The organism is Companilactobacillus formosensis (assembly GCF_005405305.1).
GTDB lineage: Bacteria > Bacillota > Bacilli > Lactobacillales > Lactobacillaceae > Companilactobacillus > Companilactobacillus formosensis.
In genome coordinates this window covers 318,962-342,343 of record NZ_BJDU01000002.1, presented here as the reverse complement: position 1 = coordinate 342,343, position 23,382 = coordinate 318,962, and the positions used below count along the sequence as shown (strand labels likewise).

Genomic DNA, 23,382 nt, shown 5'->3' with positions numbered 1-23,382 from the left:
ATGAACGGTAAACAATCTCGATTTGTTATAGGTTTGGTCATTGCATTGATCGTTGTGATCTTTGCGGTTTTAAATGTCAATCCGGTTACTGTTAGTTTTGGATTCACACGTGTTAAATTACCATTGATTATTTTGATTATCGTTTCTTTACTTTTAGGAGCTGTGATTACAATGCTCTTAGCTACTTCAGGTAAGAAGAAAAATGATGATCTAAATCGTCACGCAAAGAAACAAATTTCTAAAGTTCAAGTATCACACGACAATCAAATTGCCGATGCATTAAAGGAAAATAATGCAAAAAAGCAAACAAAATAGTATTTTTGCTTGCTCAAACGATTTTATGATAGTATCATATTAAACGTTAGATTTGATTGAGTTAATATAAATAAAGGAGTTTTTTAAATATGGCAGTTCCAAAGAGAAAATCATCAAAACAAAGAAAGCGCCAAAGACGCGCACATCTTAAATTAGATACACCAAACATGCAATTTGACGTTGCTACTGGTGAATATCGTTTAAGTCACCACGTATCACCATCTGGTATGTACAAGGGTGAAAAAGTTATCAACAACGATAGCAAAGAAGCTTAATGAAAAAGTCAAGTTGAACTTGGCTTTTTTTTATATAGATTTAAATGATGAGGTATGACTATGAAAAAACTGAAATACGTCTTACTAATGGTTATTCCGCTATTCTTTTTACTATTGACTGGTTGTTCTAAATTAAGCCTCTCGACTACTAAAAAAGAATATAGTGCTGATGGATTAGTAGCCATTATTAAAGGTAAGGCTACTAATTATCAAAAACTTACTTACACAGTAGCGGGTGAAACAAAAAAAGTTGCTGTCGATGGGGGACATTTTGCTATCTCAGTTCCTGTTTCCGATAAGAACCAAAGAGTTCGTATCAAGGCAGTTAATGGTGACAAGACTGAAACTAGTTTGGTCAAAGTCAAAAAAGCAACGCCATTAAAGAATTACTTGGAATTTGCGCAAGCGTATAATTATACGATGTTATCAACAGGACAAGCTGACGACCAATTACAATTGATTTCTAAAAATGGTATTTCGACGCATAAGAAGAATGATGGAACTAAGTGGTATCTAAATGTTCAGAATAATCAACTAATGGGTGTTGCAACTCAATTCCCTTATAAAGACTTGAAGTCTAAAACTGGTCAAAAGAATTTTGCGACTGATTTGATGATTGTCTCTAAGTTATTAGGAGCTAATGGAGAAAAGGTTTTGAAGGATTTTGCTAAGCAAACTAAGAATGCTGATAAGAATTCAACTAAAACTTCGATGGATCCAATAAAATCCAACGGTGTTAATTTCAACATTAATTTAGCTACCAAAGGTTTTTATCTTTATATTACTAAGTATTAAAAAGAGTCTCGTTAGAATATTCTAGCGAAACTCTTTTTTTGAACAAAAAAACGCCTAACCTGTTTAGATTAAGCGTTCTTTTCGTTATTAGACTCTTTAACGGAGCTATCAAGAATCAATGGAATTACACTGAATATGATAGCAAAGACTACACTAACGATAATAGAATAGTTTGTGTTATATGTCTGTTGGTTCAAAGCACCACCGATAAAACCGGCAACTTGTCCCAGCATGATAGACCAGAAAATTACAGCAACGTATCTCATTTCTTCCATCTCACTTTCTCAAGTAGTTTAGCACATTTGAGGATTTTTCCCAATAAACTTTCACTTGCTTTTGATATAATTTTAAACAAAGGGGGCGACAAATTGCAAGCACAACTGCAAATGATGAGTAGTTTTAGTTTGTTGCATAGTCCCGCAAAATTGACAGAGCTGATCGATCAAAGTAAGGCACGTGGTTATACAGCGATTGCTTTGACTGATTTAAACAATTTATACGGTTCGATTGATTTTTATAAATATGCCAAAAAAATCGGTATTAAACCAATTATAGGTTTAACAATTGAAATAGCTGGGATTATTGAAACTGATAATACTTATCCTTTATTGCTTTTAGCTAAAAATGATAAGGGTTATAAAAATTTAATAAAAATTTCATCACGAATAATGTCTACCAAAGATTCGGTGCAAATTAAAGACTTGAGAGACGTTTTGGATGATCTCTTTGTAATTACACCGGCCAGTGATGCAGAAATTCTTAAAACGGATTTGTCGGCTTATTTTGAACAATTGAAGGCCTTAGTTCAGGCAGACAATTTGTATTTAGGTGTCAGTTTGTATTCTGGACAAATAGATAATGTTAAAACGATTCGAAAAATTTCTCATGATTATCAAGTACCTTTAGTGGCTTTGGGTGATGTCCGATACGTCAATCGAGATGATCATTTAGCTTATCAAGTAGTTAATAATTTACGTACAGGTCAACGGTTTGAAAATCTAGATCAAGTAGTCGTTAATGGTGATCATTATTTACGTGACTATCAAGTCTTTGCGAGTGATTTCAGTAATGTTGATATGCAAGAAGCAGTCGACAATGCCAATTCGATTGCTGATCGATGCAATGTAGAAATTGAATTTAAAGAGACAGAATTACCTGAATTTCAAACTCCCGAAGGAATTACCTCGATTCAATTCTTACATGATTTGACTAATAAGGGGTTAAATAAACGCTTAGGAACGGTGCCAGCAAATTATCGTCAACGTTTGGAATATGAATTAAGCGTAATCGACAAAATGGGCTTTTCGGATTATTTCTTGATAGTTTGGGATGTAATCAAACATGCTCATGCTGTTGGAATCAAAACTGGCCCGGGACGTGGATCAGCGGCTGGTTCATTAGTTTCATATTGTTTGGGAATTACTCAAGTGGATCCAATTAAGTATGATTTGCTATTTGAACGTTTCTTAAATCCTCAGCGTGTTAATATGCCTGATATTGATTTGGATTTGCCAGATGATCGACGGGATGAAATGGTCATGTACATGCACGATAAATATGGCTCAGATCATATGGCTCAGATCATAACTTTTGGAACTCTAGCAGCGAAGATGGCTCTAAGAGATATTTCCCGGACCTTTAGTCAGACCCAGTTTCAAATGTCGCAGTGGTCGAATGCAATTCCACATAAATTAAATATTTCTTTGAAAGAATCCTTTGAAGAATCGAGTACTCTGCGTAATTTAGTTGATAATTCTAAGGAAAATCAATTGATCTTCAAAGTTGCTCAAAGAATTGAAGGGATACCAAGACATTATTCGACCCATGCAGCTGGAATTGTTTTGAGTAAGAAACCAATGACTGATATTGTGGCTGTGCAATTGGAAGATGACGGAATTAATCTGACACAACAGACGAAATATAACGTTGAAAGCGTTGGCCTGTTGAAAATGGACTTCTTAGGCTTGAAAAATTTAACTATTTTAGATAAATCAGTACAAGCAATTTCAAAAAGATATAAAAAAGAATTTATTCCTGAAAAGATACCTTTGAATGACCAAAAGACTTTACAAATTTTTCAACGTGGAGCAACTGATGGGGTATTTCAATTTGAATCTGATGGGATCAGAAGTGTTTTACGTAGATTAGTTCCAACTAGTTTTGATGATATCGTGGCTACGAATGCTTTGTATCGTCCAGGTCCCATGCAAAATATTTCAACTTTTATAGCTAGAAAACATGGACAAGAACCAGTCATATATCCTGACGCCTCACTTGAGAAAATCTTGAAGCCAACTTATGGGATTTTGGTTTATCAAGAACAAGTTATGCAGGCATCTTCGGAAATGGCTAATTTTTCTTTGGCAGATGCTGATATTTTACGTCGAGCTATTAGTAAGAAAAACGAGCAGCTAATTGAAGAAAATCGTCAAAAATTTATTGATGGAGCAGTCTCGCAAGGTCATGCGAAAGAGTCGGCTCAAAAAGTTTATCAGTATATTGAAAAATTTGGTAATTATGGTTTCAATAAATCCCACGCCGTAGCTTATTCAATGATTGCTTTTTGGTTGGCTTACATCAAAGTTCATTTTCCTGATATATTCTTTGCTTGTTTATTGAATTCTAATTTGAATAATGAGACTAAGGTTTCGACTTATATTCAAGATGCTAAAGATTCACACGTCAAAATACTCAATGTTGATATCAATCAAAGTCAACTTGAATTTAGGGATTCTAAAGCTGGAATTCGTTTTGGATTATTGAGTATCAAAGGGATGAGACGAGATTTAGCGACCGAAATTATCAGTGAGCGCAACAAAGATGGTAAATTTACTAGTCCATTGAATTTCTTACAGCGCCTAGATCGTCGTTTCGTTAAAAATGACTATCTCGAACCAATGATTTTATCAGGTGCTTTCGATGAATTTAATCGTAATCGAAAAGAATTATTATATGATTTTCGGGATTTAGTTGAGAGTATCCAATTAGCAGGTAGCAATTTGTCGTTATTTGATATGCTCGATCCTAAAAAACATCAAGTGGATGATTTTTCATTGACAGAACGCTTGAATCAGGAGAAAGAATACTTAGGCGTGTACGTATCGGGCCATCCGGTTGAGAAATACCGAGAGCGTATTCTTAATTTGCCGTTGGTAAAAATTGCCGAATTGCATCAAACTCAAAATACTGTCAATGTTTTGGGATTAGTCAAAAATTTGCGTGTGATCCGGACGAAAAAAGGTCAACGAATGTGTTTTATGACGATTGAAGATGAGACGGGTTCAATTTCAGTGACAGTTTTTCCTAAGCTATTCCAACAAATTGAAGATATGGACTTGGATGGTAAAATCTTTGTCTTTGTAGGTCGAGGCAATGTTGGTCAGCGTGGAGATTTAGAATTGATTGCCGATAGACTAAATGATCCAAAGCAGTTTACTGTTCAACTACCTGCTGAAAAACTGTATTTGCGTATAACTAAGCAATTAGATACGCCACAGAATTTGGAAAAATTGTATGAAATAATTGCTGAATCTAAAGGGAAGATGCCAGTGATTATTTATCGCGAAAAAAATCGGCAAGCATTACTCTTGAAATCTAATCGGTGGATAGACTTTAATAGTAACGTGCGGAATAAGTTGGAAATGTTTTTAGGTAAACGGAGTGTTTTAGTGAAAAAAAGCAATTAATTTATCTTAAAACGTTTTCAGCTCTACAACTTAATCAGTAAAAATGTTATATTTGATTAGGTTTTGTTTTAGAAACAAATAATTTTGGAGTGTGAACAAATGAAGCGTATTGGTATTTTAACCAGTGGTGGCGACGCCCCTGGTATGAACGCTGCTATCAGAGCAGTCACACGTAGAGCCATTGACAAAGGGCTTGAAGTGTTTGGTATCAATTATGGATACGCTGGTCTTGTTGCGGGAGATATTTTCCCATTGACAAGTGCTGACGTTTCTGACCGTATTCAACGTGGTGGTACATTCTTGTATTCTGCAAGATATCCTGAATTTGCTAACGTAGAAGGTCAACTCAAGGGTATTGAGCAATTGAAGAAATTCGGAATTGACGCATTAGTTGTTATCGGTGGCGATGGTTCTTACCATGGTGCATTGCGTTTAACTGAACATGGTTACAACACAATCGGTCTACCAGGAACAATTGATAACGATATTCCATTCACTGACTTTACAATTGGTTTTGATACAGCTGTTTCTACTGCTGTTGACGCTATTGATAAGTTACATGATACTGCCAGCTCTCATGAAAGAACATTTATTGTTGAAGTAATGGGAAGAGGCGCAGGTGACGTTGCCCTTTGGGCTGGTGTTGCCGGCGGTGCTCAAAAGATCATCGTTCCAGAACGTGACTTCGATATTGCAGAAATTGCAGAAGAAGTTAAAAAAGGTCGTCAAAACGGCAATAAGAATATGATTATTGTCTTGGCCGAAGGTGTTATGCACGCTGACGAATTCAAGAAAGAATTAGACAAGTATGGTGACTTTGATTCACGTGCAACTGTCTTAGGACATGTTCAACGTGGTGGTTCACCAACTGCAAGAGATCGTGTCTTAGCAAGTAAGATGGGTGCTCACGCAGTTGATTTGCTTCTTGACGGTAAGGGTGGTCTTGCCGTTGGTATCGAAGACAACAAGATTACTTCTCATGATATTCTTGACTTGTTCGATAGCAAGCACAAACCTGATCTATCACTCTATGACTTAAACGAATCTATTAGTAGATAAGTTAAGTCAAGCATTAAGTGAGTGAATTTGTTACAATAAACGATGAATACAACAAGAAAAGGGGATTCTCGATGAAAAGAACTAAAATTGTAAGTACACTTGGACCTGCTAGTAACGATGTTGACACAATCGTTAAGTTGATTGAAGCCGGAGCTAACATCTTCCGTTTCAACTTCTCACACGGTGACCATGCTGAACACAAAGCTCGTATGGAAATGGTACACGAAGCTGAAAAGATTACTGGTAAGACTGTAGGTATCGTTCTTGATACTAAGGGTGCTGAAATCCGTACTACTGTCCAAGAAGGCGGCAAGTTCGAAGCTAAGATTGGTCAAACAATCCGTATCTCAATGGATGACTCATTAACAGGTACACCAGAAAAGATTGCTTCAACATATCCTGGTCTATATGATGATACACATGTTGGTGGTCACGTATTGATCGATGATGGTCTTGTTGATTTGAAGATTACTGAAAAAGATGACAAGAACCGTGAATTGGTTACAGTTGTACAAAATGAAGGTATGATCGGCTCAAGAAAGAGTATCAATGCCCCTGGTGTTGAAGTTCGTCTACCTGGTATCACAGAAAAAGATTCAGATGATATTCGTTTCGGACTAGATCAAGGTATCAACTTCATCTCAGCTTCATTTGTTCGTAAAGCTCAAGATGTCCTAGATATTCGTGAAATCCTTGAAGAAAAACACTGTGAATACGTACAAATCTTCCCTAAGATTGAATCACAAGAAGGTATCGACAATATCGATTCTATTCTTAAAGTTTCAGACGGTTTGATGATTGCTCGTGGCGACATGGGTGTTGAAATTCCATTTGAAAACGTACCATTCGTACAAAAATCATTGATCAAGAAGTGTAACGCTTTAGGTAAACCAGTTATCACTGCTACACAAATGCTTGACTCAATGCAAGAAAACCCACGTCCTACACGTGCCGAAGTTACTGATGTTGCTAACTCTGTTCTTGATGGTACAGATGCTACAATGCTTTCAGGTGAAAGTGCTAACGGTGACTACCCTGTAGAAGCTGTTGCTGCTATGGCTCGTATCGACGAACGTACAGAACAACAATTAGACAAGAACAACTCACTTGCTATCCAAAGATTCGAAGACTACAAAGGTTCAAACGTTACAGAATCAATCGGTGAATCAGTTGTTAGAACTGCTGAAGAACTAAACATCAGCACAATCGTTACAGCTACAAAGAGTGGTTACACTGCACGTATGATTTCTAAATACCGTCCAAGTGCTGACATTCTTGCTGTTACATTTGATGAAAAGACACAACGTGGTTTGACAGTTAACTGGGGTGTTGATCCTATTATTGCTGACAAGCCAGAAAACACTGATGAAATGTTTGACTTAGCTGCTAAGAAAGCTCAAGAACGTGGCTTTGCCAAGGAAGGTGACTTGATCCTTATCGTTGCCGGTGTTCCTGTTGGTGAAAGTGGTACAACAAACGTTATGAAGGTTCAATTGATCGGTTCAACATTGGTTAAAGGCCAAGGTGTTGGTGAAGAATCAGTTGTTGGTAACGTTGTAGTTGCTCACAATGCTGAAGAAGCAAACAAGAAGATCAACGAAGGTGACGTATTAGTTACAGAAATGACTGATAAAGATTACCTACCAGCTCTTGAAAAGGCTAGTGCCGTTGTTGTTGAAAACGGTGGCTTGACTTCACACGCTGCTGTTGTTGGTATTGCTATGGGTCTACCTGTAGTTGTTGGTGCTAAGAATGCTACATCACTTGTTAAAGATGGTGACACTGTTACTGTTGATTCAAGACGTGGTGTTGTATACAAGGGTGCTTCACGTTCACTATAATTTTTAAATAAAATTATAATTAACTGTAAAATATAAATTGACTGAAAGAAACTGACGAGTTTCTTTCAGTTTTTTTGTGTTTGCGTTAATATCATAGTATTAAAGAATTTTTGAGGTGAAAGATTGTCAAATAAAGATGTACTTGTTTTTGAAATTGAACAAGCTAAAGGAAAGCCTAGAGACGTTGAAAAGAAAAAGAAGAAGGATTATTGTCCTTTCTGTGATACTAAAAATTTAACCAATATCATTGAACAAAAAAACGATATGATTTGGTTGGAAAATAAATTTAAGACGTTAAAAGATACTAATCAAACGCTAGTAATTGAATCTAGTGATCATTATGGTGATATTTCTAATTATTCAGTCGAGAAGAACCAAGAAGTGTTTGAATTCATTTATCATTGCTGGAATGAAATGATTCAAAGCAAAAAATATGAAAGTGTCTTGATGTACAAGAATTTTGGACCTATGTCCGGTGGTTCTTTGCGTCATCCACATTTCCAAATCATTGGCTTAGATAAGGTTGATGGCTATAAGCATGTAGAAGAAGAGAACTTTACTGGAATGGACGTCTTCAACTCTAAACACATTAATGTCAATGTTTCGCAAAAACCAATCATGGGTTTTGTAGAATTTAACGTTGTTATTAATAATCCTAAGTATATTGATGATTTGGCTGAATTTACTAGAGTAACTGTTAAGTATGTCCTAGATGATCTTTATGGTGGTAAATTTGATTCATATAATATTTTCTTCTATAAATTTGGCAAGAAAATTATCTGCAAGATTGAAGCTAGATATGTTGTTTCCCCTTATTTTGTAGGTTATCGTTTGTCTCAACGTGACGGTGACAAGCAGGTTAGAGGAATTGCTGATGTCTTATTGAAGAGATTGCAGGAAAACGCCAAGAGTGATGAAATTAATTAAATAAAAAATAAGCTGACAGATCATAGAAAATCTATCAGCTTATTTTTATTGTGCACAACTTACTTAAATTAATCTTATGTAACCTTAATTCAAGAAAAACAATTAGATCCAATTGTTTTTCTTAGCGATGTTTAAAGCCTCAATTCGTGAATGCGTACCAGTTTTGCTAAGGATAGAAGAAATATAATTACGGACGGTTCCATATGATAAGAAGACAGTATCGGCAATTTCTTGAGTACCTTTGCCCTGAGAGAATTCTTTTAAGATTTTCAATTCTTGATTGGTAAGAGGATTTTGGGCAGCAGACAAAATTGTTGAAACTAGAGCAGAATCGAAAATAGTTTCTCCCTTTAAAACTTGATGAATTGTTTCAACCAATCTATCAGTTGGACTATCTTTTAGAAGATAAGCATTAACATTATTGTTTACAGCCGCTTCAAAATATTCTTTACGAGCAAAAGTAGTCAGAATAATCAGTTTAATATCTTGTTTGATATCTCTAAGTTGTTTGGCAATTTCTAGCCCCGTCATTTGAGGCATTTCGATATCCAGTATCGCAACATCAGGTTTCAGAGCTATTATTTGTTGTACAGCTGTTTGACCATCTGTGGCTGAACCAATAATTTGAAAGTCGTCTTCTAAATCTAAAATAGCTGAAAGCGCTGAATTTAACATTTCTTGATCTTCAGAAATATAAATAGTGGTCATGTTATTCCTTTCTAGGAATGGTTATTTTTAAGTTGACGCCATATTTGGAAAAAACTTCTAAATGACCTTCAAGGTCTATTAAACGTTTTTCCATTCCTGTCATTCCAAATGTTTGTTGTGTACGGTTCTTTTTTATACCAATTCCATCGTCCATAATTTCAAGAAGATAATTATCGTCGTCTTGTTCAAAAGTGAATTTCATAGTATTAGCCTTACTATATCTAATAACGTTAGTAGTAGCTTCTTTTATAATCGATGCTAGAATGTGTTGAACGTCTTTGGGCCATGTGTTACTGATTTGTTCATTTATTGAAATTTGTTTGATATCAGCAATACTTAAGTTTTTTTCTTCATCGATCATGGCGCTAGCAATGCTTTTTTCGTTCATATTAGCAACAATTTTACGGACTAGATTTAAATCTTCTCGTGAAGTTTTAATAATATCCTCTAATTGTTGACGTGCCTTTTGAGGATCTTTTTCAATTAATCTCACAGCAAGCTCTGATTTTAGAGTGATGATTGAAAAAGATTGTCCGATATTATCGTGCAAATCTTTTGAAATTCGATCACGTTCATTTTGTTTAACAATTGCCTCTAATCGACCGTTGTTTTGTTGCATCTGATATCTTCTTCGAAAAGAATTACTCAACGATCTAGAAGCTACAGGTGATCCAAAAGTGAAAGTTAATACTATTATGATTCCAAAAATGTTTCGAAGAGTTAAAGGCGTATTTATAAGTAAATTAAGAGTACAACCCAAGGAAGTAATGAGGTAGAGTGCATAATACTTCAGAAATTGATTGTTTTTAAAGGGAAGTGAACCGATTTGCCAAGCAGTATAAATAAAAAGGGCTGGGCCATTGTCATTAGGTAGGATCTTGGTAAAGTATATTGCAATAAGCAGCTGGACAGTAATATCAATGAAAATAAATCGATGTAACCAGTAACCATCATGATAAAATTTTAAGAATACTAATACCAACAAAAGATTAAACCAATTAAAGGTATTTTGACTACTGAGCATTTGACCAGATACCAAAAGTAGAGCAATGGTCCAAAAATAGGGCATGAATCCTAAATGCTTTGGAAAAAGAATATTTCTTTCTAGGAAAGTTTTCATCTGGTAATTCCTTTGTTTTCTTGAAGTTTAGTTAGTATTAATAATAGCAAAGTTAATAATCCAAACCAAACTGTGATATTTAAAAATGCTGTGGAATTGATGATATTTTGGTTAAGCAAAGCCTTATCGATAGCTGACAACTGATAGGTAGGGAGGGATTTCCCAAAAGATTGAAGCCATTTTGGCATTATATCTATCGGCCACCATAAACCACTAATTATAGCCAGTGGAAAAACGATTAAATTGGTTAATAAATTGACTAGTTCAGGTCTTTTGGTTAAGGAAATCATGATACCAATGATTATTAGAGGAATAGTACCGATAGTATTTGCCAAAATTATTTTGAAAATAGTATAAATTGGAAGATCAATTTTATTAACAAAAATGCCGACTAAGCTGATAGTAATTGAAGCAATCAAATTCAAGGTAATAAAAATTATTGCCATGGATGAATAATATCTCGTTTTAGAAATTGGTTTTAAATTGATGAACAAGTTAAATTTTGAAGTTTGGTCATTTAATAGGGTATTGGCAGTAGTAATGATACTTCCCAATACACAACCATAAATCATCATACTGATTAGGTAGTCTTTGTTCCAAACTTGCAGTTGTTGAGGTGTCAAACCGTTAGTTAGAATCTTTGTGTATAAAATATAGAAAGCTATTGGGAGCATCATATCGAAAAGAAAGAAGGCTTTATTGCGTAAAATAATTCGTTTGAAGTTTATTTTTAGTTGGTATAAGTAATTAGTCATTATTTTTCTCCTGATAATTTAGTAAAAGGGTATCCAATGAAGATTGATTAACTGATAGATTACTGATTTCCTTTAAAAAAGGATTAAGTTTTGACAGAAGTTCGTTAGCGTCATTAGTAATTATTTGAAAATGGTGGTTAGTTTGATTGGTTGAAATTACTGATGGGAAATTAGTAAAAACTTTACTAGACAATTTACTATCGAACTCTACCAATACTTTTCCAGAGATTTTACGTAATTGTTCAATAGAACCGTCAAAGGCAATATTTTTATTTTGTAAAATCAAAAAGTGGTCGGCAACGTTCTCTAATTCTTTTAAGTAATGACTGGTGACGAATACTGATTTACCATTTTGTTTTAGATTAGCAACAGTTTTCCGAAAATCGTTTCTGGCATTGTTATCCATTCCAACTGTTGGTTCATCGAGAAATAATATTTTTGGATCACCGGCTAAGGCTAATGCGAAAGATAAACGTCGTTTTTGACCGCCTGAGAGTTGACTGACAAATGTATTTTCGAACTCCTTTAACCCTGAAGTTCTTATTAAATTCTGGTAAGAAAGAGGACTTTGAAAATAACTGCGAGTAAGATTAATGATTTCCTTGACATTGATTCGCTCCAAAATGAGATTTTCTTGCATCATAACTCCAGTAATTTGTTTCCATTTGTCAGTTGAAAATTGGATTTCACCAGTATCTTTAGGGATGAGTTTTAAAATAGTATTTATTAGTGTGGTTTTTCCAGCCCCATTGGCACCAATCAGTGCAACGATAGAAGAGTCATGAATTTGAAAATTAATGTCTTTTAAAATTGTTTTTTTTCGATAAGATTTTTGAAGATGTTCAACATTTAAAACGACTGCCATAAGTTTATTGCTCCTTTGAAATTATTTGATAAATCAATTTTAATGTTCAAAATGTTATGACAGTAGTAATGGTTGTCATTAAGTAAGATGACAAATGTCACATACTTAGTTTTAATATATGCTTTACGAAAACATATAAATAAAAAAAACAAACCATCAAAAAATGATCTGTTTAGATTAAACTATTACTTACCAGGTTGGTAATCTTTATCAATAATCAAAATAGGTTTGATAGTTTCACCACTGACTGAATCAGCATCAGCTTCATTGATTTGGTCAAAGTCATAGAACTTTTCTGTTAGATCGAATGGGAAGACACCCATTTGATAGAACTTGATCAAGCGAGGGATGTCAACTTGAGGAATTGAGTCACCCATGTTTACACCAACAATCTTCTTGTCGTCAACACAAAGGTCATTCCAAGTACTGATATCAATGTTATGTGGTGTAACAGCGATTGTGGCAGTAGTACCACCTTGTGTCAAAGCAGCGATTGAATCTGTCATAACTTTAGCAACACCAGTAGTATCAACAGCCCAGTCAACACCTAGGCCACCTGTGATCTTCTTGATTGCTTCAACGGCGTCTTCATTCTTGCTGTTAACAACATCAGTAGCGCCCATTTTCTTAGCTAGTTCCAAACGTGAATCAACGATATCAACGGCGATGACATTGACACATCCAGAAATCTTACCTGCCATCATAGCGGCAAGACCAACAGCACCAGTACCGAAGACAGCAATTGTGTCACCAGGTTTTGGTTGAAGGGTATTGAAGACAGTACCACTACCAGTTACGTATCCACAGCCCAAAGGTCCAAGTTTTCTAAGATCTAGATCCTTAGGAACTTTAACAGCATTACGTTTGTCAATTACAGTGTGTGTTGTAAATGATGATTGGTTGAACATGTCACTTACGTGGTGGCCGTCTTCTGTAAAGTGATCTGAACCATCAGGACGTGTACCTGAAAGGTTGGATGCAGCATACTTACGACATTGGGTTGGTTTACCCTTTAGACAGTTATCACATTCACCACATGAGTAGAATGACATAATGATATGATCACCAGGTTTGAAGTTTGTAACATTTTTACCAACTTTTTCGACAATTCCGGACCCCTCATGTCCAAGAACAACTGGAAAACTAAATGCAGCGTCACCTTTACGTAGAGCTTCATCAGAGTGGCAGATACCTGAAGCAACTACCTTAACTTGTAGACCATCATCGGTCATATCAGCCAATTCAACGTCATCTTTGATAACGAATGGATCATTAACTTTATCAACTACAGCAGCTTTAATTTTCATAACAAAATCCTTCTCTCAATATTAAATTTGTAATCGCTTACTACAAAGAAAATTATTTCACTCTTTTGAAAAAATTTCAATGTTGACATTGAGAAAAATATCATTACCATATAGTATTTTTTTAATCGAAAAAATGATGAGCCTAATTTTTTGTTATCTGATGTTTTTGGAACTACACTAGATACGTAAGAGAACTAGGAGAATTGGATGAAATTTGATAAAAATAATTTTGATTTTATAACAACGGTTGGTCCTAAAAAGATGTACCGCAGTGAACAAAAGAAAAATGTCTTTGCTTTAGTCAATGATGATCAAAAAGGATTATCAGTTTTCGATAAGATTCAAACGGCTGATATTATGGCAGCGGCACGAAGATATGATAAGTGCAAAGATGACAAATACAACACTGGACAAGAAGAATCAGATTATATCAATTCAATGTTTAAAATTCATGCTATGAACTAGAATTCATTCTATTTAATTAGAGTGAGTTCTTTTTTTAGTGTGAAGTTATTACTTAGTCGTTCTTTCTGATATAATATAGAAGATTAAATATTCAATAATAGATACCCTCTAGTAGTTGGGGGTATTTTTATTCTAGATAAATAAAATGTCAAAAAGAGTATGGTGAAAAATGGAAGCAGCAGAAATGTACGGTCAAGTATTGCCAGGAACGGTAACTGACCTTAATAAGGATGAAGCCTTTGTTCAAGTCGAAGGGGTAACTTTTGCCTTAGATTTAACTGAATTAACAGAAATACCTGAATTAGGTGATCAAGTAGCGGGATTTGTTTATGAAAATCAAGCTCATAAAAATAAAATGACAACAGTTTTACCTTTTGTAACTCAAGGAGTTTGGGATTTCGCGGAAGTTACTGAAGTAAGAACTGACTTGGGAGTCTTCGTCAATGTCGGTTTGGAAGATAAAGATATCGTCGTTTCTTTAGATGACTTGCCACTCGAACACAGTGAATGGCCTAAGAAGGGCGATAACTTGATGGTCAAATTAGAAATCGATCACAAGGGCCGTCTATGGGGCAAATTAGCCGATATCGAACTTTACACACAGATTGCTCGTAGTCCTAGTACAGATTTGAAAGAATTAATGAACAAAAATGAAGAAGGGACTGTGATTGCTATTAGAGAATCCGGTGCTTTTGTCATGACTGACAGTTACTATATGGGCTTTGTCCACGTTGAAGAGCAAGACCAACCATTGCATATTGGTCAACATATCAAAGCTCGTGTGATTGGTTCAAGTCACCGTCGTTTGAATCTTTCAATGCGTCCTCGTGCTTATGAAGAAATCACACCTGATGCCCAAATGATCATGGCTGTTTTGGAACATGCTCGTGATGGGAGAATTCCTTATACAGATAAAAGTGACCCTGATGATATTAGAGAATACTTTGGTATCAGTAAAGGTAGTTTTAAGCGTGCCCTTGGTAATTTGATGAAACAAAGAAAAATCGAACAAAAAGATGGCTACACTTATCTCAAATAGAGGTGATGTTCAGTGAGTGATAAATTGACAATCAAAAATCAAACGATGATTGATACTTTGTCTGATTATGCACGTTATTTGAGACTGGACCGTGGTTTATCAAAAAATACGATTACTTCTTATAATCAAGATTTGTTAGAGTTTAGTCAATTCTTGGAAGACAAAAAGGCTACGTTCTATCCGGAAGATCATTTTGTTATTACCCAATTTTTTGCTAGTCAGGATAAAGCTGGCAAATCGAAAAACTCTCAAATGCGGATGTTTTCTTCTTTAAAGAAATTTTATCAGTGGTTAGAATTGCTCGACAAGATTCCTAACAATCCCATGAATGAACTGGATGCTCCTAAAAAAGGCAGTCATTTGCCGGTAGTTTTGTCGATGGATGAGGTCAATAAATTGATTGAGTCTCCAGATATTTCAACGACTTTAGGTATTAGAGATCGAACGATTTTTGAAGTGATGTATGCGACAGGTTTACGTGTGAGTGAGTTGGTCAATTTAAAGATGGACGACTTACATTTAGATTTACAATTGATTAAAACCTTAGGGAAAGGTTCTAAAGAAAGACTTTTGCCTATCAGTGAAACAGCTATAAAATGGTTGAATAAGTATCTTCAAGAGACTCGTCAACCTTTAGCTGCAAAATATGGTCAGCAAGCGGAAGTCTTTTTGAATTTTCGCGGTAAAAAATTAACACGGCAGTCGATTTGGCGCATGATCAAAAAATATATTGCTCAAGTAGGTATTACTAAAGATGTGACACCTCATACTTTGCGTCATTCTTTTGCTACTAATTTACTGGAGAATGGGGCAGATTTACGTGTAGTTCAGGAATTGTTGGGACATTCAGATATTTCAACGACTCAAATTTATACGCACGTTAATAAGACGCGGATGAAGCAAGTTTATAACAAGGCTTTTCCCAGAGCATAGGAGGATTTATGCTTAGTAAATATAGTGATGAGAATAAAAAAATTGCCATGGGCTTTTTGTCATATATTAGTGATTTAAAAGACTTTCATAATATGGAACAAGAATTGAATCTTTATTCAGAAGATGAGAACCGACAATTGTATTTGTGGAAGAGCAATATGGATGATTATTCTGGTATTGTTGCTCTATCTTTTTCTGAAGAGACTGTCTTCATTGAATATATTTCGTTGAATCCTTCTTATCGCTCGCAAAGCAATGTTTTTAAAATTTTTGATGACGTTCAGAAACGTTTTCCTAAATTAGTTATTTTGGGAAATTTTGAATTGAGTAAAGATATAAAACTTTGGCGTCAAAACAAAGAGAAACTTGAGAAAGATTTGGAAGAAACAGATTAATGCAAAAATTGAATTTAGTTTTAACTGACTTTGAAGGTCCAATTGATTTGTTGTTGCATTTGATCAAGGAATCAAAAGTTGACATTTATGATATTCCGATAGCTCAAATTACCCAACAATATTTGGATTATTTGAAGAGCATGAAGGTGTTGCAATTAGATATTGCTGGTGATTATTTAGTTATGGCATCAACGTTAATGTCAATTAAAAGTAAAATGCTGTTACCTCAAGCACCAGACGAAATTGAAGACGAATTGCAAGATGAAGATCCTCGTGATCAGTTAGTTTCGCAATTGTTAACTTATCAGACTTTCAAAAAAGTAGCGGCTTATTTTGAAGAAAAAGAGCAATATCGTAAGCAACAATTTGACAAGGAAGTTAGTATTCCTAACAAACAATTGGAACAATTTCTTGAACCTGGTTCGGTTGCTCTGACGGATTTGGCAACTACATACGCCGAATTATTACGCGAACAGAAAAAACGTCAACCAGAAACAGAAACGATTGAAAATGAAACTCTCTCAATTGAGGATGCGACTGATAATATCATGACAGAATTGAAATCTGTTAAAAGAACTACTTTTAAAGCACTTTTGAAATTGAATGGCAATATTGAAGAAATCGTAACTGATTTTATGGCAATTTTGGAAATGGCTCGAAAACAAATTGTTTCGGTTCAACAAGCTGATTTTAAGAGTGAATTATTTATTGAATTGAGGAATTAAACGTGTATCAAGCAAAAATAATGGCATTATTGTTTGTAGCCGGTGATCAAGGCATCAAGGAAAAAGATTTGGTCGAGTTGTTGGAAATCGATAGTGCTGCTTTACGACAAAATCTTGAAGAATTACAAGTTAAATTGCTAACTGATGGAGATTCCGGTATCCAATTAGTTAATTACAACTCACTTTATAAATTAGTTACGAAAAATGAATTCAGTGATTTATTGACGAAGTATTTTAAATCAGGATTAGGGACCAAACTTAGCCAGGCTGCTTTGGAAGTATTATCGATTATTGCTTATCGACAACCAATTACAAGAATTGAAATCGATGAAATTCGTGGTGTGCAAAGTTCCGGAAGTTTGAATACTTTGCTGATGCGAAAAATGATCAAAGAACATGGCAAAAAGAATGTTCCGGGACATCCTAATTTATATGTTGTGACAGATGAATTTTTTGATTACTTTGGAATTAAGAGCTTAGATGATTTACCAAAAATAGAAAACTTTGAGGATAACTCAAATACAGGAGAAATAGATGGAGAAAGTTAGATTACAAAAATATATGGCTGATGCAGGCGTGGCTTCAAGACGTAAATCAGAAGAATTGATTGCTAAAGGTCACGTTAAGGTTAACGGCAAGTTGATTACGGAAATGGGTGTCAAAGTTGATAACCATGATCGTATCGAAGTAGACGGCGTTCCTATGGAAGAAGAGAAGAAACGTTATATTTTGATGTACAAGCCTCGTGGCGTTATTTCAGCCGTTTCAGACGATAAGGATAGAAAAGTTGTCACTGACTTGTTAGAAGATGATGTCCGTGAACGTGTTTATCCAATCGGTCGTTTGGATTATGATACGTCAGGCTTGTTGTTATTAACCAATGATGGAGATTTTGCCAATCATTTGATGCACCCAAGATATCACGTCGACAAGACTTATATCGCTAAAGTCGAAGGTATTTTGACAACTGAAGAGATCAGAAAATTGGAAAATGGTATCAAGTTAAAAGGCTATACGACTGCCAAGGCTAAAGTTCGTGTCATGTCAAAAGACAAAAAGAAGAACAGCTCAATCGTTAGAATGGTTATTCACGAAGGTCACAATCACCAAGTTAAGAATATGTTCGATGCCGTTGGACATAAAGTTGAAAAGCTATCACGTGAAAGTTATGATTTCTTGACTTTAGATGGTTTAGTTTCGGGTCAATATCGTGATTTGACTCGTTTGGAAGTTGCTACTTTAAAGAAGAATCAAAAGTAGTATCTTGTATCAGTCAGGAGATGAACATCTTGAAAAATAAAAAGGGTCGCCATCTTGCCAAGCAAGAGGAAAGTGGTTGGTCTTATTGGTTTAGTTTAATTCTTTTCTTGATTATTATTTACGCTATTTTCTTTTTAGTGTTTAGATTTATTCTTTCAAATAATGAAGTCATTGGACCATCAATGCAGCCTAACTTTGAAAATGGTGACAGAATCATTGAAACGAGACATTCAGATATAAAACGTGGTGAGTTGATTGTTTTAAAAGCGCCAGATGAACCAGGTTCGTTCTATATCAAAAGAGTTATTGGTTTACCAGGCGATACGATTGTTTCTAAAAATAATAAAATCTATATTAATGGAAAAGTTTATAGAGAAGGTTTTTTAAAAGCAGGTAGGAAGAAAAAAGAACCCAATACTAATTTTTTTGCTGGCAAACCATATAGTTACACCTATGACTTCACATTAAGTTCTTTGGCAAAAAATGCTCCAGAGTGGCAAGAACGTTATAGTAGTTCATATTTGAAAAAAATTGAACAGACTAACAGAGTCCCTGTAGGTACTTATTTTGTCTTGGGAGATCATAGAACTGTTTCTAAAGATAGCCGAATAATTGGTTTCATTAATCAGAAGAGTGTTGTTGGTGAAGTCAAGTTACGGTATTGGCCATTGAATAAATGGACGGTTTATTAATAATTGGTATTGGTTCCATAACAATAACTCAGTTGCCATATGTCAAGGGGTCTGCTATATTATAAATATAAAAATAAATAATTGGTTTTCAGGGCAGGGTGTAATTCCCGACCGGCGGTAAAGTCCGCGACCCAGCGCAAGCTGGTTGAATTGGTGCAATCCCAATACCGACAGTAAAGTCTGGATGGAAGAAAACAGATTAGGTCTGTTTTGGTATGCCCAAAATAGACCTTTTTTCTTTGGGAATCAATTTAGAGAGGTTGATTTTAATGGGAAAGAGTTTATACAAGTTTCAAGATATAATTGGGGTAGCTATTTTTGCAGCACTGGGAACGATCTTGATGTTCTTTGAGTTTCCAGTTTTGATCTGGTTGCCATTTTTGAAAGTTGATTTAAGTGATTGCGTGGCAGTTATCGGAACATTTGCTTTTGGTCCTGTTGGGGGAATCATGATTGCCTTACTTAAATCAATGGTCCACTTACTAGTAACTGGAACTGGTTTAGCCGGTTTAATCGGTGATGGAGCAGCATTTGTCGGTTCAGTCGCTTTGTTATTGCCATTTAGCTATTTTTGGAAAAAGAACAAAAAAATCATGGCGGTTGTCGCTGGTACTTTGAGTTTGACGGTGATTATGTCAGTTTTGAATTATTTCGTAGTCATGCCACTTTATATGAATGTCGTCGGGATGCAACTGAATATGTCACTTGCTAAATATGTGGCGACTGGGGTCATTCCATTCAATATTATTAAGGCATTGATCATTTCAGCAGCAGTTATTATCATTTATCCTAAAATCAAAGGGCATTTCGCTATTAAATAGTGAAATTTTATAAATCTTTAAAGAAAAATTTTAAACTTTTATGATATGCTTTAAGAGATAGAAATTAGGAGGTTGGTTTTTAATGGCCGATAATGATAAAAACAATATGTCTGGCGATTCACGTGTTCCAAAATCCACCAAAGGACTAGAAGGATCTGTCAGTCTTGAGGATTTAAAAAAATATCATCTAATCGATACAGGTGATGAAAACACACCAACGAATAATACTGTTTCTGACGATCAGACTTCTAATGATGAACCTAAGCAAGCTAGTGGTAATCCTACACCTGCTGGGGTTGATCATCTTCAAGCCGAAGAAAGCAATGATCATTTAAGTGAAGCAAAGCATGATGCTCCTGAAGTTGATGAGACTAAAGTTGAACCAACTCCAGTGCCACCAGTGACACCAAAAGAGTCTACTGAAGATTCAAAAGCAGAACCTGATCAAGCTCAAGACGATTCTTCAGATCAAGAAGACGTTAAACCTTGGGAGAAGAGCTTTGACTCTGATACTGATGACGAGGGTCATGTTTCACGTGCCGTTACTAAAGAAAAGCAACGTGGAAATCATACATTAGTTGTTACTTTAGTTGTTGCCTTGATTGTTATTATGTTCACACCAGTTATAATTAATGCGGTTAGAGGTAGTAGCAGTGGTGATTTAGATAGTTCCCAATCAGAAAGCTCGGTTGAGAATAAAGATAAATCTACTAAAAAGAAAACTGCTAAGAAGTCTACAAAGAAAAAAGCCGCTAAAAAGTCTACTAAAAAAGCTAGTGCTAAGAAGACAACTACTGATAATGATAGTAAGTCTAATACTAACGCTAATAATTCGAATACTGCCAGTGACAGTACTGCTGCAAATAGCACTACTGCAGATTCAAGTAATTCACAAACAACTGACAGTAGTCAACAACAAGCACAGCAATCTCAACAGACTCAACAGTCACAACAATCTGATCAACAAGCTTCAACTGGTACAACTGCCAACAACAGTTCCACAACTTCAACAGATAGTGATAGTAGCAATTCAGCATCTTATTACACTGTTAAAGCCGGTGACAACTGGTTTAGAATTGCATATAACAATAATCTAACTACTGCTCAACTTAAGAGTATGAACAGTAACGTTGGTACATTGACACCTGGTACAACACTAAGAGTTAAATAATTTTTATGTGAAGGGTCTTGGACATTTGTCTGGGCCCTTTTATTAAGGAGAGAAACGAATGCAAATTGCTATAGACGGACCAGCTTCAGCTGGAAAAAGTACGATTGCCAAATTAATCGCCAAAAACTTGAACTTTGTATACTGTGATACAGGTGCAATGTATCGGACAGTGACTTTACTTGCAAAAAAGCACAATGTGGGTTATGGTGATACTCTCAATATTTTGAAATTAATGTCAGAACATCGAATTCATTTTCTAAATAAAGAGGATGGACAACACGTTTATTTAGATGATGAAGATGTCTCAGATGACATTAGAACTGAAGAAATAACAAACAACGTTTCGCAAGTTTCTGCAATCAAGGAAGTAAGAGAGCAATTAGTTCAAATGCAACGCGATTTAGCTAATGATTGTGATATCGTCATGGATGGTCGCGATATTGGTACAACTGTTTTACCTAAGGCAGAAGTAAAAATCTTTTTGATTGCCAGTGTGGAAGTTCGCGCACAGAGACGTTTCAAAGAAAATGTTGAACGTGGCATCAATACTCCATTAAAAGAATTACAAGATGAAATTGCTGCACGTGATTACAAAGATTCACATCGTGAAATTTCACCATTAAGAAAAGCTGACGATGCCATTGAAGTAGATACTTCAGATATGACCATCGAACAAGTTGTCAAAAGAGTAACTGAAATAGTTAATGAACATAAGTAGTTAATGAGGATAAGTAGGGAGGCAAAATATGTCTGTTCCAGTAGTTGCGTTAGTAGGACGCCCCAATGTTGGTAAATCTACAATTTTTAATCGAATTATTAATGAACGACTTTCAATCGTTGAAGATACACCTGGTGTTACTAGAGATCGAATTTATTCCCGTGCTAGTTGGTTAGGAAGAGAATTTCGTTTGATCGATACTGGTGGTATTGAAATGAGCGGTGAAAAAATGTCCGTTCAAATCAAGAATCAAGCTGAAATTGCAATCGATGAAGCTGACGTTATCGTCTTTATCACTAACGGTCAAAATGGCGTTACTAAAGAAGACGAAGATGTTGCTAAAATTTTGTATCGTACGAAGAAGCCAGTTATCCTAGCTGTCAACAAAGCTGATAATCCTGAACAACGTCAAAATATCTATGACTTTTATGCATTAGGATTTGGCGATCCCAATCCTATTTCTGGTGCCCAAGGTACTGGTTTAGGTGATTTGTTGGATGAGATCGTTAAGGCCTTTCCACATGAAGACAAGATGGAAGAAGATAAGACTATCAAATTTAGTTTTATCGGACGTCCTAATGTTGGTAAATCATCATTGGTTAATGCTATCTTAGGTGACCAACGGGTTATTGTTTCTGACATGCAAGGAACAACTCGTGATGCTATCGATACTAAGTATCATGATGAAAAGCTTGATAAAGACTTTACGATGATTGATACTGCTGGTATTAGAAAACGTGGTAAAGTCTACGAAAATACTGAAAAATACTCTGTCTTGCGTGCCTTAAGTGCCATTGATAAGTCAGATGTCGTTTGCGTTGTTTTGAATGCTGAAGAAGGTATTCGTGAACAAGATAAGCGTGTGGCTGGATATGCGCATAATGCCGGTAAGGGTGTTATTATCGTCGTTAACAAGTGGGATACTTTGAAAAAAGACACTAATACGATGAAGGACTTTGAAAATCAAATTAGAGTTGAATTCCAATACTTATCATATGCACCAATCTTGTTCACTTCTGCTATTAAGGGTCAACGCCTCGACCAAATTCCAGAATTAGTTGCAAGAGTTTATGGTAACCGTGATCGTCGAATTCAATCTTCAGTTCTTAACGATTTATTGTTGCGTGCTACTTCAATTGCACCTACACCATTAGTAAATGGAAAACGTTTGAGAATTTATTACATGACACAAGTTGCCATTCAACCGCCAACATTTGTTGTTTTCGTTAATGAGACAGAATTGCTTCATTTCTCATATGAAAGATTTTTGAAGAATCAATTGCGTGATACTTTTGATTTCGAAGGGACACCAATCAAGATTCTTCCAAGAAAACGAAAATAGCTTAGAAGGACAGTATTTCATCCGTTTTTATAAATATAATTATATTTAAGAAGATTTATATTAAAAAATGGCTTAAATGCTTGCCACATCGGCATTGCTATGGTAATTTTGTACATAGAATAATGAACGCATTAATAAAAGTTCATGTGTTCTAAATATTTTACAAAT

The 23,382-nt window shown here is 35.3% G+C and carries 25 protein-coding genes and 1 riboswitch; of the genes, 19 read left to right on the top strand and 6 right to left on the bottom strand.

Going from position 1 to position 23,382, the window contains the following annotated elements; genetic code table 11:
• The 3 genes from FFM65_RS03950 to FFM65_RS03940 all read left to right on the top strand — a co-directional run bounded on the left by FFM65_RS03950 (window position 1) and on the right by FFM65_RS03940 (window position 1,385).
• Window positions 1-315 (top strand): lipopolysaccharide assembly protein LapA domain-containing protein, encoded by a 315-nt coding sequence (locus tag FFM65_RS03950; protein WP_010019939.1) that lies wholly within the window; start codon window positions 1-3, stop codon window positions 313-315.
• An 89-nt stretch (window positions 316-404) separates the two neighbouring features.
• Entirely contained in the window at window positions 405-590 is a 186-nt protein-coding gene (gene rpmF / locus FFM65_RS03945; protein WP_010019938.1) for a 50S ribosomal protein L32, read from the top strand.
• Between the two features lie 60 nt (window positions 591-650).
• Complete coding sequence (locus FFM65_RS03940) at window positions 651-1,385, top strand: hypothetical protein (RefSeq protein ID WP_119317482.1); 735 nt, start codon at window positions 651-653, stop codon at window positions 1,383-1,385.
• Window positions 1,386-1,453: 68 nt separating this feature from the next.
• Here FFM65_RS03940 and FFM65_RS03935 read toward each other — a convergent pair whose 3' ends face one another.
• The gene (locus FFM65_RS03935; RefSeq protein WP_119317483.1) at window positions 1,454-1,660 is read right to left on the bottom strand and encodes a YjzD family protein; all 207 of its coding nucleotides are present in this window, start codon (window positions 1,658-1,660) and stop codon (window positions 1,454-1,456) included.
• 93 nt (window positions 1,661-1,753) lie between these two features.
• On the opposite strand from FFM65_RS03935, the gene dnaE reads away from it, so the two are divergent.
• The 4 genes from dnaE (at window position 1,754) to FFM65_RS03915 (ending at window position 8,898) form a co-directional block, all read left to right on the top strand.
• A complete protein-coding gene (dnaE, locus tag FFM65_RS03930) occupies window positions 1,754-5,071 on the top strand; it encodes a DNA polymerase III subunit alpha (RefSeq protein ID WP_119317484.1) in 3,318 nt (1,105 codons plus the stop codon).
• Between the two features lie 99 nt (window positions 5,072-5,170).
• Window positions 5,171-6,130: a 6-phosphofructokinase gene (pfkA, locus tag FFM65_RS03925; RefSeq protein ID WP_057814782.1), complete on the top strand. Its 960-nt coding sequence runs from the start codon at window positions 5,171-5,173 to the stop codon at window positions 6,128-6,130.
• Window positions 6,131-6,201: 71 nt separating this feature from the next.
• Complete coding sequence (gene pyk, locus FFM65_RS03920; RefSeq protein ID WP_119317485.1) at window positions 6,202-7,971, top strand: pyruvate kinase; 1,770 nt, start codon at window positions 6,202-6,204, stop codon at window positions 7,969-7,971.
• A 123-nt stretch (window positions 7,972-8,094) separates the two neighbouring features.
• Window positions 8,095-8,898, top strand: a complete 804-nt coding sequence (locus FFM65_RS03915) for a DUF4931 domain-containing protein (protein ID WP_119317486.1) — start codon at window positions 8,095-8,097, stop codon at window positions 8,896-8,898.
• Window positions 8,899-9,000: 102 nt separating this feature from the next.
• Here FFM65_RS03915 and FFM65_RS03910 read toward each other — a convergent pair whose 3' ends face one another.
• The 5 genes from FFM65_RS03910 to FFM65_RS03890 form a co-directional block, all read right to left on the bottom strand.
• Window positions 9,001-9,606, bottom strand: a complete 606-nt coding sequence (locus tag FFM65_RS03910; RefSeq protein ID WP_119317487.1) for a response regulator transcription factor — start codon at window positions 9,604-9,606, stop codon at window positions 9,001-9,003.
• Window position 9,607: 1 nt separating this feature from the next.
• Window positions 9,608-10,225: a sensor histidine kinase gene (locus FFM65_RS12090; RefSeq protein ID WP_162897895.1), complete on the bottom strand. Its 618-nt coding sequence runs from the start codon at window positions 10,223-10,225 to the stop codon at window positions 9,608-9,610.
• Between the two features lie 497 nt (window positions 10,226-10,722).
• Window positions 10,723-11,481: an ABC transporter permease gene (locus FFM65_RS03900; protein WP_119317489.1), complete on the bottom strand. Its 759-nt coding sequence runs from the start codon at window positions 11,479-11,481 to the stop codon at window positions 10,723-10,725.
• Window positions 11,474-12,346, bottom strand: a complete 873-nt coding sequence (locus FFM65_RS03895) for an ABC transporter ATP-binding protein (RefSeq protein WP_119317490.1) — start codon at window positions 12,344-12,346, stop codon at window positions 11,474-11,476. Before FFM65_RS03895 ends, FFM65_RS03900 begins: the two co-directional genes overlap by 8 nt.
• 185 nt (window positions 12,347-12,531) lie before the next feature.
• A complete protein-coding gene (locus FFM65_RS03890; RefSeq protein WP_119317491.1) occupies window positions 12,532-13,653 on the bottom strand; it encodes an NAD(P)-dependent alcohol dehydrogenase in 1,122 nt (373 codons plus the stop codon).
• Between the two features lie 207 nt (window positions 13,654-13,860).
• Between FFM65_RS03890 and FFM65_RS03885 the strand changes: the two genes are divergently transcribed.
• From FFM65_RS03885 to der, 12 genes are all read left to right on the top strand, one after another.
• A complete protein-coding gene (locus tag FFM65_RS03885; RefSeq protein ID WP_119317492.1) occupies window positions 13,861-14,118 on the top strand; it encodes a hypothetical protein in 258 nt (85 codons plus the stop codon).
• Window positions 14,119-14,287: 169 nt separating this feature from the next.
• Window positions 14,288-15,157 carry a CvfB family protein gene (locus tag FFM65_RS03880; RefSeq protein WP_119317493.1) on the top strand — a complete coding sequence of 290 codons (870 nt, stop codon included), beginning with the start codon at window positions 14,288-14,290 and terminating at the stop codon, window positions 15,155-15,157.
• A 45-nt stretch (window positions 15,158-15,202) separates the two neighbouring features.
• Complete coding sequence (xerD, locus tag FFM65_RS03875) at window positions 15,203-16,090, top strand: site-specific tyrosine recombinase XerD (protein WP_119317766.1); 888 nt, start codon at window positions 15,203-15,205, stop codon at window positions 16,088-16,090.
• An 8-nt stretch (window positions 16,091-16,098) separates the two neighbouring features.
• Window positions 16,099-16,485 (top strand): RibT protein, encoded by a 387-nt coding sequence (locus FFM65_RS03870; protein WP_119317494.1) that lies wholly within the window; start codon window positions 16,099-16,101, stop codon window positions 16,483-16,485.
• Window positions 16,485-17,210 (top strand): segregation and condensation protein A, encoded by a 726-nt coding sequence (locus FFM65_RS03865; protein WP_119317495.1) that lies wholly within the window; start codon window positions 16,485-16,487, stop codon window positions 17,208-17,210. The genes FFM65_RS03870 and FFM65_RS03865 overlap by 1 nt, the downstream gene beginning before the upstream one ends.
• A 20-nt stretch (window positions 17,211-17,230) precedes the next feature.
• A complete protein-coding gene (scpB, locus tag FFM65_RS03860) occupies window positions 17,231-17,758 on the top strand; it encodes an SMC-Scp complex subunit ScpB (RefSeq protein WP_059073494.1) in 528 nt (175 codons plus the stop codon).
• Complete coding sequence (locus FFM65_RS03855) at window positions 17,745-18,470, top strand: pseudouridine synthase (protein WP_119317496.1); 726 nt, start codon at window positions 17,745-17,747, stop codon at window positions 18,468-18,470. The genes scpB and FFM65_RS03855 overlap by 14 nt, the downstream gene beginning before the upstream one ends.
• Before the next feature lie 29 nt (window positions 18,471-18,499).
• The gene (gene lepB / locus FFM65_RS03850; protein WP_245954215.1) at window positions 18,500-19,162 is read left to right on the top strand and encodes a signal peptidase I; all 663 of its coding nucleotides are present in this window, start codon (window positions 18,500-18,502) and stop codon (window positions 19,160-19,162) included.
• A gap of 80 nt (window positions 19,163-19,242) precedes the next feature.
• Window positions 19,243-19,362: riboswitch (FMN riboswitch) on the top strand.
• A gap of 69 nt (window positions 19,363-19,431) precedes the next feature.
• Window positions 19,432-19,983: an ECF transporter S component gene (locus tag FFM65_RS03845; protein WP_059073432.1), complete on the top strand. Its 552-nt coding sequence runs from the start codon at window positions 19,432-19,434 to the stop codon at window positions 19,981-19,983.
• A gap of 82 nt (window positions 19,984-20,065) precedes the next feature.
• Window positions 20,066-21,154 (top strand): LysM peptidoglycan-binding domain-containing protein, encoded by a 1,089-nt coding sequence (locus FFM65_RS03840; RefSeq protein ID WP_119317498.1) that lies wholly within the window; start codon window positions 20,066-20,068, stop codon window positions 21,152-21,154.
• 58 nt (window positions 21,155-21,212) lie between these two features.
• Window positions 21,213-21,872, top strand: coding sequence for a (d)CMP kinase (cmk, locus tag FFM65_RS03835; protein WP_119317499.1), 660 nt, complete (start codon window positions 21,213-21,215; stop codon window positions 21,870-21,872).
• A gap of 28 nt (window positions 21,873-21,900) precedes the next feature.
• Entirely contained in the window at window positions 21,901-23,214 is a 1,314-nt protein-coding gene (gene der, locus FFM65_RS03830) for a ribosome biogenesis GTPase Der (protein ID WP_119317500.1), read from the top strand.
• Window positions 23,215-23,382 lie beyond the last annotated feature (168 nt).